This window comes from Arthrobacter sp. lap29 (assembly GCF_032458965.1).
Lineage (GTDB): Bacteria > Actinomycetota > Actinomycetes > Actinomycetales > Micrococcaceae > Specibacter > Specibacter psychrochitiniphilus.
This window is the reverse complement of sequence record NZ_JAUCEK010000007.1, coordinates 94,266-106,536: the sequence shown is the minus strand read 5'-3', so window position 1 is coordinate 106,536 and position 12,271 is coordinate 94,266. Positions and strand designations below refer to the sequence as shown.

Genomic DNA, 12,271 nt, shown 5'->3' with positions numbered 1-12,271 from the left:
TCACAACCCAGGCACGTTTTCCTGCGAGTGTGACGTGCCGCGATGTGACTGAACTCGCCAAGGGGCTTTGCCCCAGACGGACCCAGAGTGCCTGGGCCCGTCTGCGATCAGCTGCTACTGCTGGAGGGCTTTGATGACTTCTTTTGCGACGTCCTCGCTGGACTGTGGGTTTTGTCCGGTGATGAGGTTGCCGTCACGGACCACATGGGAGCTCCAGGCGCCGGCGTTCTCGATGATGGCGCCCTTTTCCTGCAGGGCATCTTCCACGAACCAGGGAGTGTTGGGCCCAGTGCCGCCATTGAGTTCTTCCTCATTGGTGAAGACCGTCAGGCGGCGCCCTTCGAACGCGAACTTCCCGTCGGTATCCACAGCACTTAGCAAACCTGCCGGACCGTGGCAGAACGGGGCAATGATCGCCCCGGCGGTGTTGGCCGCAATCAGCAGCTGCCCCAAATCTGTGTCCTTGTAGAGATCAGTCATGGGTCCGTGCCCACCGGGCATCACGACGGCGTCGTAGCTCTCGGCGTTCACCTCGGCCAGCACCAGCGGGGCACTCAGCTCAGCATCTATCGAAGCGATGTAATCGCGGAAACCATCTGCCCGTTCCTTGCCCCCTGCCGGATCGTCCAAGAGACTCACCTGATCCACCGTGGGCTTCACGCCTCCCGGAGTTGCGATGTGAACTGTGTGGCCGGCGTCGAGCAGGGTCTTGTGTGAAACCACAAGCTCCTCTGCCCAGTAGCCGGTGGGGTGTTCGCTGCCGTCCCTCATGGTGAGGGAATCTGCGGCGGAAACAACCATCAGTACGTTAGCCATGTTTTTGCTCCTGGTCTGCCGGCCCTTTTCTTAGGTCAGCGGATAGTGTTGTTTTGTTGTTGCGGTGGGAAGCGGTCAGTGCGCAGCTTCGAGTTCGGCGTACGTAGCGTCATCAAGAACCACGCCGGCCGCGCCCAGGTTTTCTTCCAGGTGTTTCACGGAGCTGGTGCCGGGAATGGGCATCATGACGGGGGAGCGGCGCAACAGCCATACCAAAGCCACCTGCGAGGTTGTGGCCCCGAGCCGCTTCGCAGCCTCTGCCAGAGCTCCGCCGGGGCGTGCCAGCTCACCAGCGGAAATGGGGGCCCAAGGGATGAAGCCAATGCCGTTCTGCTCGGCGTAGTTCAACACGTCCTCGGAACTGCGGTCCGTAAGGTTATAGCGGTTCTGCACGGTGGAGACGGTGAAATACTTTCCCGCTTCCTCGAGCTGGGCCACGCTGACCTGAGAGAGTCCCAGCGCCTTGACCTTGCCCTCCTGCTGCAGCTCGCGCAGAACCGTGAATTGCTCTTCTTGATCCACCTTCGGATCGATCCGGTGCAACTGGAGCAGATCCAAGGAATCCACCTTGAGCTTGCGCAGGCTCAGCTCGGTTTGCTGGCGCAGGTATTCGGCGCGGCCCACGGGAACCCACACGTCGGGTCCTGTGCGGGCAAAGCCCACCTTGGTGGCGATCTTCAGGCCATCTTTGTACGGATGCAACGCCTCGGCCAGGATTTCTTCGCTGATATTGGGCCCGTACGAATCAGCAGTGTCAATGAAATCGACCCCAAGTTCCACGGCACGGCGTACGACGGCGATCGCGGCGTCCCGGTCTGCAGGCTCACCCCAAACCCCGTCCCCGACAATGCGCATGGCACCGAACCCTAGGCGATGGACCGTTCCAAGATCTAACAGATCGATGGTGGCTGATACTTGAGTATTCGCTGAGTTGTCATGGTTCATAGGGGCGACAACCAGCTAAGACTGCGGTGTATTCCCTCATGGAACAGAGGAACGGTTCTCTAATGGCTCAGCACAGAGGACTTACTCAGGCCACGTGGGGATTCCCACCACTTACATCACATTGAGATTTTTACGTGGCCGTCCCGATACCCACACGTACGTCCCTGCGCTCAGGACCACGCCGCCGGCAATGAACATCCACCAAGGAAAACCGGGCACGTCGGGGGTCTTACCCGATGCGTCCAGGTCCGTCTGTGGGGTGGGAATGATGCGTTCACCCGTCACCAAGATGCGGTGACTGTTGATCCCGAGGGGGGTGCAGGTGACGAGAGTTATCAGGTCTTTGCCGGGCTGAATGAAGAGGCTCTCTGTGTCTTCCGGAGCCACGACGATGGTTTCAGCGACACGGTACGTGAGAACTTCACCGAAGACCTCGATTGTGAAAGTGTCATTGACCACAACCTTGTTGAGGTTCGTGAAAAGTTCCGAAGTTGCAAGGCCTCTATGCCCGGTGACAACGGAGTGTGTGGACGGTCCGCCCACAGGCAACGCTGTGCCCTCGAGGTGACCGATGCCGTGTTCAAGGACTGTCTCGCTTGTGCCGTGGTATATCGGCAGGTCAACTTTGATAGAGGGGATTCTGATGCGCGCCATCAAGCCCTCGGAATCGCCCCGAAGTATGGAGAGGTACTTTCGCTCCACGTCGGAGGGAATCTCGTTCGCGAGCGGCAACCGTTCGTTTGCCGCGATGGCTGCGCCACCCCCGCTCAAGCCCTGATTGTAGGCGCGTGCCTCGGTGAGTCTCTCGCGCAAGGTCTCGGCGCCGAGGTCGTTGATGCCTCGGGTGAGTTTGTCGATTTCCTGTGACTGCTCGACGGCGGTGAACCAAGCGGCTGCGGCTGGATAGAGCAGCAGTGCGGATCCGGCAGTGACCGCCAGCGCAACCAGCAGGGGTAGTGCCGAAAGTCGCCAACGCCGCTGCCTACGCAGCTCGCGCCGCGTCGGAACTATTGGGGGAGGGGCAATAGCGGCACTGCTGAGTGCTTCGTTTAAATCAGGAGAGGGCAGGGCATCTTTCTGACGCCCCGCCCTCTGCTTCATAGTGCTATATTACGCGATTACGGATGTCAGAGCGGCACGACGACGTGCAGCGATGACCGCGGTGCCGAGGGCAATTGCGATGAGTCCAATACCACCGACGGTGAACCATAGGGCGCCGTCACCACCGGTGAGAGGCAGTGCAAAGGCCGGAACTTGGTCGTGCTTGAATTCGACGTAGTTCTGTACCGGAGCGGTGGTTGAGCTCGGGCCAGCGACAACCTGTGTTTGCACCTGGCTGGGCGTTGGCAGCTGGAATCCGGCCGGCGGGGTGAGTTCACGGACATAGTAGTTGCCCGGTGTGATGATGGGGATTTCGACAATGCCGTTCGCGCCGGTAGTCCAGTTTTGGATGCCGTTGATGAAGACCGCGTTCTGGCCGAGGTTGGCGTCGTTCTGGTTGAGGAACACCTGGTATACGGCGCCCGCGAGCGGAGTGCGCACGTTGTTCTCGCTCTGGAATGCGAACACGGTGAGCTGGCCGATCGGCGTGTTGCCGGTGACTGTCTCGCTGGCGCCGTTCACAACGCTGGTTGCAGTGTTGGTGATGATTCCACTTGCGGGGATGGTCACGGCCCGGGTCAGCACGGTGAGCGTCACTGCTCCACCGGGCAAGGAGGCTAGACGGGTGAGGCCGGCAGGGGTGAACGTGGCGGTGAGGTTGCGTGTGGCCTCCTCGTATCCGAGGTTGTAATCAGTGCCGTCGGCGAAGTTCTGGGCTATGCCGGCTGCGTTCTCCACCCGCACACTTGTTGGGGCAACTCCGGTGGGCCCGGTTGCAAGGTAGCTGAGTTCAACAGGAAGAGTGTCAGTGAGACTGAACGTCTCAACGCTGTCGCCGGAGGCGAGGGTTGGTATGCCGGCTTTGATAGCCCAACGGATGAGGTCGGGATTGCGCGCCTCTACTGAATTGGCCGCCGCCGGGATGCGCGTCTTCGTCAGATCCGTGACAGCGTTCTTGGGGTAGACGTGCACGTCGTAAACCCACTGGTTTGCCGGTGCGCCACCTGGCCCTGTGGGGAAAGGCAGTGTGACAAGGAACGGTGCGGCTGGGTTAGTTGCCTCGACTGGCAACACGGTTTCTGTCACGAGGTAGAGACCGAGCGGCATGGTGTCACCGCTGTTGAATACTGCTACACCATTGGTCCCGGTGGTAGCCGTGAATGTGTCGCTAACAGTCACACGTGAGGCGGCCGTGGCGGGAGTGAGGGCGGAGACCGCGGTCCAACCTTCTGGTGTGGTCAGGTCAACTCCCTGAACGAGTGCTGCGGTGAAAGTCGCGCCTGAGAGTGGCGTGCCGGGAACGGTGACTTCCTGTCCGGTGCCGATTTGTTGACCGTTCTGGGGTCCTAGCGCTGACTTGTGGATGGTCAGGGTTCGGGCGATCGTCGGATCAATATTGCCCGACTGCGTGAGTGCTGACGCTGGCGCAACGGTGACCAGGGCAGCCGCTGCGCTCAGCGCAAGCACGCCGGCAACGGCGGTCAGCCGGCCAAGGATGGAAATGGACACGAGGTAACTCCTATGGGTGAAGTGCGGATTCTAAAAGGAAGCGCAAAGAGAACGAGTAAAAGTAGGAAACTTAGCTGGCCGGGGAAGATGCTTACATCATCAGAAGGCGCCCCGCATTCGTTGACGCCGGTGCCACAACAAGAAGGTGAATGCCAGAACTAACAGCGATCCCCCTCCTATGTAGAACGCGTCGGCACTGGTGCCGCCGGTCAACGGCAATGTGGTGGGTTCCACCGGCGCGTTGACGAAGCGGTAGACCGCAGCCTGACCGGGAGCCGGAGCTGAAATTGTGCGTGCAGAGACAGGGGTCCACGTTGACCCTGTCAATTGTTCGAGACGGATTTCCTGGTACGCAAGGCGCCGGGACGGATCGGTTGCCGCTTCTGTCAGCGTGTAGTTGTGGCCTGGTCTGACGTCGAAGGTGTTCGCTGGGTTGCCTGAACTGACATAATCGGCGCCGGGCCGGATCTCTGTTGGCAAGGGCCCACCCGTAAGCGGGGCCGGGGTAGCGGTAAGTTTCCAATCCGGAGCTTGGAAGCCTGGTTGGGGGTTTTGAACCCGATTGAGCAACGTGATGGAGGCCGTTGCGTTCGTCACGGTGCACGTGATTGTGGCACTGGCTAGCGGGATGAGATCTCCTGCGGGTGTGGTCTCGACTGGCACACCCGTCCCCGTGCGGCATTGCCAGATGCCAGTTTGGACGTAGGTGAGCGGACCACCAGCTTCAGTCAAACGATAGGTAACACCGGGAGTGACCGGAACTCCCGAGGCTGCAGCCGTGCCTGATCGTCCAGCGGGTCCTGGAAGCGCTCCGGCGGGTCCGACGGCGCTAAGGGTCCAGTCTGTTGTCAGCGCGGAACCGAAAGTAACTGCTTTTACGAGTGTCAGGGACGCCGTTGGCCGGTTGATGATGGTGCATTCCAGAGCCGACGCGGGAGCTATTGCGGTGACGCTGGCACTGATGATGGAACCGACTTGGGTGAAGGTGACGGGCCGGGTTGCGCCGTTCACCGTGCACGAGCCACTGACGAAGGCGAAGCCCTCCTGCTGGACTTCCGAGACAACTACTGTTGCCCGTGAAGCTGCCGAACCGAACAGCACTGTCCAGTTGGCTTGGCCTGCAGCATTGCTTTGTTGTCTAAGCGACTCGCTCGGCAGGGCAGTCGCTGTGCCCGTAGTTGCAGTAGCTGTTGTGCCTAAGCTCCAGTCGACCCCGGGGCGAGTGAGGCCTGAGAAGTCCCGGATAGTCTTCGTGATCCGCACACTGGTGACTGGTGCAGGAGAGTTGAAGTATGTGCAGTTCACGTTCGAGCTGAGCTTATTTGGCATGGTAACGGCGCCAGTTGTGGTGGTACCTGAACTCAGCCTCACCCCGTCAGCCCAGCATTCATAGATGGTTGTATAGGCATTGATTGCGGAAGTGGAGCCGGCGGCCATGGTTTCGGAGATCGTAATAGTAGTGCCAATTTGGGTGGGAAAGGGGCCGATCTGCGCGTTTTGGCGGCCGGTGGCGGATCCGGTTGTGGTTGCCGTGGCGAACACTGACAGTGGTGATCCTGCCGATGCCGTCAGCGTGAACTGGTCTTTCGCAACTTGGCGCCCCACCACGTTCTTTTGCACAGTGATTGTTGGCGGGGAGGAGCAGCCCGCAAGGTCCACGGAGTTGATAGCAATGCGTTCGGTGCCGTTGACGCGGGTCCAGGTTGTGGCATCGAATTCATAGGCGTTGCTCGCATTGGACAGGTAGACGGTGCCGCGCGGCGAGAACGCGATGCCGTTGACGTTAGTGAAGGCCGCCTCTGTCCCTACAAACGGTCTGGTAGCCGAGGTATTGACGGCCAGTGTGCCGCCCGAGGCTGCGGCGATCGTCTCGGCCGTCACCGTGTAGATTGTTGCGCTACTGGTGGAGTTTGCTGTGGCAGCGCCAACCACATACAAGTTGCCGCCGGCATCGAATGCCATATCACCGTTGCCGTTCGGGGCTGCTCCTGTGGGGAACGCGCCCACGTAGGCGAACCGGGTGGCGGCCGGGTTTGTTTCGGTGAAGCTCCAGAGGTAGAACTGGGAGTTAGCGAAGGCGCCAAAGAGATAGCGGCCGCTTGCTAAATCAATCGCACCGGCAACGATGCTGCCATTGATCTGAGACCCGCCCGCCATGGTTGTGTAGGAGGTGTTTGCCAGCTTTTGGAACCCGGCGCCTGGAGTCCATTTAAGAATCGAGGACACATCGCTCGCATCGGAGGATCGGTCCAGTGCGTAGGCGAGATTTCCGTTTTGGCCTATGCCGAGGGCGTTGGAGGCGGTTACACCCGGCCACGTGCCTACCGGAACGACACTTCCGGAAACGATATCGCCTTGTTCCAAAACGCCTGTGGCGTTTATGGAATAAAAGTGGTTGGTGTCACAGAAGAGGCGTGGGGTTTGCGTGGTGTTGGTGAAGGTGCAGATAATTTCAGCACCTTCTTCGTCGGGAACAGTGATGGTGCCCGCGGCTCCTGGTCCGGAGGCGATCACGGTCCCGGCCCGGATGCACTCGTAGCCATTGGAATAGCCAAGGCCTGCGCCGGACAGTGGTGCTTCGTGAATTGTGTAGGTTGAGCCGGGCTGCACAACGGAGCGGCTGATCTGCGAGGCCTGGATCCCGGTGGCGGCGCCCGTGGTTGTAGCTTCCGCGAGCTTGCTCGTTCCCATGCGCAGTGTCAGGGTGAACTGATCCGTCGCGGTTGTGCGTGACGGCAGGTTCTTTCGGACTGTGATGGTGGTCGCGGCGGCGACGCTGAGGCTATCGGGTGGTGAGCTGATGAGTCCCGCTGGGGTCACTGTTCCGCTGGTGTAAGTTCCAGAACTTGCTGCCACCACGGCCACTGAAATGGTGCAGGAGGTTGCACCCGCTACAAGGTCTCCACCGACCGCCGAGATGCTAGCCGTTCCCGCCGTGGCCGTGACTTTGAACGGGGTTCCGGCCGCGTTGGTGCACGTTCCCGCAACCGTGGGGTTCGGTGCCACCGAGAGTCCCGGGGGGAGTGCGGTGGAGAATCCCCAGTCAGTTTTCGCGAGCAGATCCGTGGTATTGGTGATGGAGTAGGTAAGGCTGGTGGGTACTGTCGAGGTGGCACCTGCTACCTCGAAGGAGGCATCAAGGGCGGGGGTGACATCGAGAACCCGGAGATTATCAACACCAAACCCGCTACCAGAACCCGTCACGGTGTTTACGAGCTCCACCTGGGCGGCAGAAATCTGCGCGGGCGTCAGAAGTGCTGCCTTGGAACCGGTGTTGCTCGCGGCGCGGACGGAGGCCGAGAATGCAGGGTCAGCGATGTTATTGACTGTGGCGAGCGTGGGAAGGGCAGGGGATGTATAAAACACGTTGCCGGTGGTCGTGCAGGGAACCACAGCAGTCGGGAATCCGGACAGGAGGGTAGTCGTGCCCGAGACCAGGTTCAGCGAGAGCGATGCGTTGTTGTTCCCGCATTGCGTTCCGATGGTATTCATCCCCAGCGCGTAGTACCTGGAGTCAGGGGCGGTTATGCCAATTCCCGCAGTGGACTGCAATACTGTCGTACCGCCCGTGACTGCGCCGTAAGGAAGTGCGATGAGTGCATGGTTAGTCTGGGTGCTGGCTGTGGAACCGTTGGTGGGTGATTGCGATGACGTAGAGCCCTTAACGCCTGCGGCTACCTGGCCAAGAACATCGGCCATGCGGCGGGCCTCGCGTGCAGCGAGTGACGATTGGCCGCGTGTCTGGAGTGCTTGCGTGGGACAAAACGACGGGTTCGGGTACGGCGAGATGTAATTTAGCAGAACTCCCGTGCAGCTGGTTGGGTTGATCCAACCTGCCGAGCCGGTGTATCGCCCCGCGGAGTAGGCGGTTAGCCCGCTGGCTGTGTTCGTTAGACCCTGCTCGAAGGACTCGGTCCACACTTGACGGGGCGCCTCAGAGAAGCCTGCGGCAAGAAAACTGGCAGTGGTGCGGAAGTCTTTGGATCCAGCTGATGCCACGGGCGGTGCCCGGCCCGATTCGGCCTCTGATCCCTCATTACTCAATCCTTTATCCTGGTTTGAGCCAGGTGAGTTAAGCGGGGAGACAGGAAGGAGCGCGGGGCCCATGCCGGAGGTGGATGGCTGAGGCTCGTCCGCAGTTGGGTCCTCGGTAAGGGCTGGTTCTGATGCGGCCTGAGTAGGTGCAGGGGTGGGCGTCATGATTGAGGAGGACGGTTCAAGCTCGGCCAGATCGTCCGAGGCCCCAAGCGGGAAAGCAGGATCCACTGGCGTGGCGAGCATACTTGCCGTGGCCGGTAATGAGGCAGCGCTCAATCCCCACCCGCTGAACACCACCAAAGAGAGCACGGCCGCAATAGCGCGGATACCGAGCCGTGATCCCGATCCCCTCAGGGCGCGCAACAGACCGTTTGGATGATCCAAAGGGAGGCTCCTTGAGGTCGTTTGCCAAACGTCCACCACGGAGGAGACGCTGAGCACCAAAAATCCAAGATGAGGCTCCCCCAAATCCGGAGTCTGCGCGCTAGAGGCCACGCTGACATTGATGAATGTAGCAGAGCGTCAAGCGCCTTGCAACTGCGATTTAGCAGTCATATGGCGGTACAACTGCAGGCTTTTTTACAAGCGCGGGGCAGAGGCATGAACTCTCATTGAAACCAGCAGGGATTCGCTGGCACGGGAGCTCTGATATTTGTATGTCCTGCTCTCAGTGCTTCGTTGACGAGGTGTCTGGTGACTTCAAAAGCACCGTGCTGGCTCAGTCATTGTTGCTGGCGGGGATCCGCAAGCAGTGCAAGGAAGATGGTTAAGATTACGGTGGTCGGAGGATTTATTACGAAGAAAAAGATCCGCCAATCACGTGCTGCTGCGTGGAACTGGCACCTGAACATCTGAGCCGCCCTCGGCAGTAATTCGTGTGCGCATCTGGGCCAGTACCGTTCCGTCAACAAATCCTCCGGCAAAGAGGCATTGGCCCTGGCGGAAGTCCTGTGCCTGGTTCAGCACCTCCTCGGAAATGAAGCCAAACGATTCGGCAAGCTCCACCAAGTCCCTCGGTGAGTTAATGCGCATGAGCCCCACGTTGTCACATTGGGAGGGAACGTTGGGGTGGATATTAGTGGGGCGCTGTGTGGAGAGAAATAGCCACAATCCAAACTTGCGCCCCTCCGCCGCTATTTGGACAAGCTGTTCGGTCAGTGCCCGTTCTACCGGAGTGGACGGCGTGGGGAAGCAGACGTTGTGCGCCTCGTCAATGACGTCCGTGATGGCTTCTACGCCCCTTGACCACAGATCCCACTCCAGAACCTGCAAATTCTCGATCCGGTTGGCCAGTTTCAGTTTGCCGGGATCGTTGCTGGCTCGCAGCCCAGTGATGAAACTTTCGTTGTTAAACGTTTTGGGATCCACATCGATGTGCAGCAGTACATTGAATTCCTCTGCATCGGCGATGGGGTCCAGCTGGAGCACTGCAGCCTTTGAGGCAACGGAGAGATCGGTGAACCGTGCACGCACTTGCTCTCCGTCAGTGCTGGTGGAATGCAAGATCCGCACGGGAATTTCTGCCAATGCCCTAGCTTCTTCCGTGTCCGCATCGCTGCGAACTTCATTTAGCCGGGTGAAGTCAGCGTTCGGATCCAGAATCAGCAACGGCAGCTCTGTGTGCAGGAGAAGCTGTTCCAACACCACACCCAAGGCATAGGTTTTCCCTGAGCCGCTCTGCCCGCACCAAAAAGTGTGCCTGTTGAACCGCTCAGCCCGCAGGGAAACGCCGGAATCGGAAACGTCGGTCCGCGAACCAATAATCAAGTCAGTCATGGTCTCTTACTCTTCGTTGATCGTGCGGGTGGCGGGGCGGTTCAAGCGGCGGGGATGGTGCAATTCCCTCGATGAATAAGTGTTGGAGGCTCTGTTGTTCCAGCATAATGAAGGGCTCCGTCTCATAGTCATTTCCAGGGAAGGTTTTTTACCAGTGGTGGGGCACAGCTTCCCGCCCGAAACGCGGCGTACTCCCACGCTGGCGAGAACAGCCTCTTAGCGTGAGCTGATGTTCTTGAATCGGTTGACGGACAGCGGAACGAAGATTGACAGGACTATGACAATGCCAATGAGCACTGTAGCTATGGAGTGTTGTTGGGTCCAGACATCTGACACGGGTGAACCAGGTGGCACATTTCCAAAGAGTTGCCGTGCTGCCTGTACCAACGCCGAGACTGGGTTGAGCTCGGCGAAGACCCGAAGAGGTGTGGGCAGCGTTGCACTCGGCACAAAGGCGTTGGAAATGAAGGTGAGCGGAAACAAGACCAGGAATGAGACATTGTTGATGACTTCCGGGCTCCTGACCAGCATCCCAAGGTATGCCATCATCCATGACAAGGCGTAAGCAAACAGCAAGAGCAGTGCCACGGCGGCGGCGCCTTCCAGAAAGCTGGAGCGCACTCTCCAACCCACTATCAAGCCAGTCGCCATCATCACCACCATGGAGATGGCATTGATGAGAAGATCGCCGTTGGTGCGTCCTATGAGCACCGCTGAAGGGCTCATAGGCAGTGTCCGGAACCTGTCAATGATGCCGTCACGAAGATCCTGGGCCATCGCGGATCCGGAAAATGTTGAACCGAAAACAACGGTTTGGGCGAAAATTCCTGCCATGATGAACTCTTTGTAGCTGCTGCCCGGAATATCGATGACCCCGGCATAAATGTAAGTGAACAACAATACGAACATGATGGGCTGCAACGTGGTGAACACCAGCACATCGGGGACCCGCTTGATTTTAATGAGGTTGCGCCGGGTGGTGATCCACCCATCCGTGAACCAACGCGCCCACCGCACAGCCACTGTGGGGGCTGGTGGCTCTGAGCTGTTCGTGGCGCTCATCAGGAACCCCCGTCCTTAGCAACATGGTCCTCGGCACCATGCCCGGTCAACCGAAGGAAAACATCGTCCAGGGTGGGACGGCGCATCCCGGCATCATAGAGCTTGATGCCGCGGGATTCGAGCTCCGCTAACACCTCTTGTAATGCGGCGGGGGCGTCTTGTGCGCTCACGCTCAGTTCATGGCCATCAGCTGACACTGCCGGCTCAGCATCCCCAACACGCGCCAGTATCTGGGCCACTGTAGCGCTGTCGCCTGCAGTGACAAGGTTCAGTTCCAGGCGCTGTCCGCCAAAGGAGGCTTTGAGCTCGTTCGCGGTGCCGCGGGCAATTACCTTGCCATCATCAATGACGCAGATGCTGTCAGCCAGCCTGTCCGCTTCCTCCAAATATTGGGTGGTCAACAAAACGGTTGTGCCCTCCCCTACAAGGGTGGTGATCACATCCCACATTCCCAGTCTGCTGCGTGGATCAAGTCCTGTTGTGGGCTCGTCCAGAAACAACACCTTGGGACGAGTTACCAGCGCACCGGCAAGGTCAATGCGCCGGCGCATCCCTCCGGAGAAGCCCTTAACCGGGCGGTTAGCCGCATCCGATAAATCGAATAGTTCGATGAGCTCATGCGCACGCTGGCGTGATGCCTTGGCGCCCAAGTGGTAGAGCCGGCCCACCATATCCAGATTCTCGAAGCCTGTCAGGTTCTCGTCAACAGCCGCGTATTGACCGGATACTCCGATGAGGGGGCGGATGCTGCCAGGATGCTTCAGGACATCAATTCCATCAATGCAGGCGCTCCCGCTGCTCGGCGTGATCAGCGTTGTCAGCACTTTAACTGTGGTGGTCTTGCCTGCACCGTTGGGTCCCAGCAGTGCAGTAACAGAGCCCTGGGGCACGGAAAGATCAAGCCCGTCGAGCGCACGGACCGGTGGTGCCCCTTTAGGCGTGTAGATCTTGGTCAGGCCTTGGGCCTCAACGAACATCATCGAAACAGCATAAGTGAATCCAGTTCATGATCCTAGAGGTGAGG

Annotated in this window: 8 protein-coding genes; all 8 read right to left on the bottom strand. The window is 59.3% G+C overall.

Translation table 11 applies throughout. From position 1 onward, the window contains the following. Positions 1-114: 114 nt before the first annotated feature. Positions 115-816 carry a type 1 glutamine amidotransferase domain-containing protein gene (locus tag RY113_RS13060; RefSeq protein WP_110107172.1) on the bottom strand — a complete coding sequence of 234 codons (702 nt, stop codon included), beginning with the start codon at positions 814-816 and terminating at the stop codon, positions 115-117. Between the two features lie 75 nt (positions 817-891). Further along, positions 892-1,761 carry an aldo/keto reductase gene (locus tag RY113_RS13055; RefSeq protein WP_315914902.1) on the bottom strand — a complete coding sequence of 290 codons (870 nt, stop codon included), beginning with the start codon at positions 1,759-1,761 and terminating at the stop codon, positions 892-894. A 111-nt stretch (positions 1,762-1,872) separates the two neighbouring features. Further along, positions 1,873-2,862: a class C sortase gene (locus tag RY113_RS13050; RefSeq protein ID WP_315914901.1), complete on the bottom strand. Its 990-nt coding sequence runs from the start codon at positions 2,860-2,862 to the stop codon at positions 1,873-1,875. Positions 2,863-2,871: 9 nt separating this feature from the next. Beyond that, positions 2,872-4,371 carry a SpaH/EbpB family LPXTG-anchored major pilin gene (locus RY113_RS13045; RefSeq protein WP_315914900.1) on the bottom strand — a complete coding sequence of 500 codons (1,500 nt, stop codon included), beginning with the start codon at positions 4,369-4,371 and terminating at the stop codon, positions 2,872-2,874. 99 nt (positions 4,372-4,470) lie between these two features. Further along, entirely contained in the window at positions 4,471-8,793 is a 4,323-nt protein-coding gene (locus RY113_RS13040) for an LPXTG cell wall anchor domain-containing protein (protein WP_315914899.1), read from the bottom strand. A gap of 432 nt (positions 8,794-9,225) precedes the next feature. Continuing rightward, positions 9,226-10,185 carry a helicase HerA domain-containing protein gene (locus RY113_RS13035; RefSeq protein WP_315914898.1) on the bottom strand — a complete coding sequence of 320 codons (960 nt, stop codon included), beginning with the start codon at positions 10,183-10,185 and terminating at the stop codon, positions 9,226-9,228. A 216-nt stretch (positions 10,186-10,401) separates the two neighbouring features. Further along, entirely contained in the window at positions 10,402-11,247 is an 846-nt protein-coding gene (locus RY113_RS13030; RefSeq protein ID WP_315914897.1) for an ABC transporter permease, read from the bottom strand. Further along, positions 11,247-12,227 (bottom strand): ATP-binding cassette domain-containing protein, encoded by a 981-nt coding sequence (locus RY113_RS13025; protein WP_315914896.1) that lies wholly within the window; start codon positions 12,225-12,227, stop codon positions 11,247-11,249. Before RY113_RS13025 ends, RY113_RS13030 begins: the two co-directional genes overlap by 1 nt. Positions 12,228-12,271: the final 44 nt, after the last annotated feature.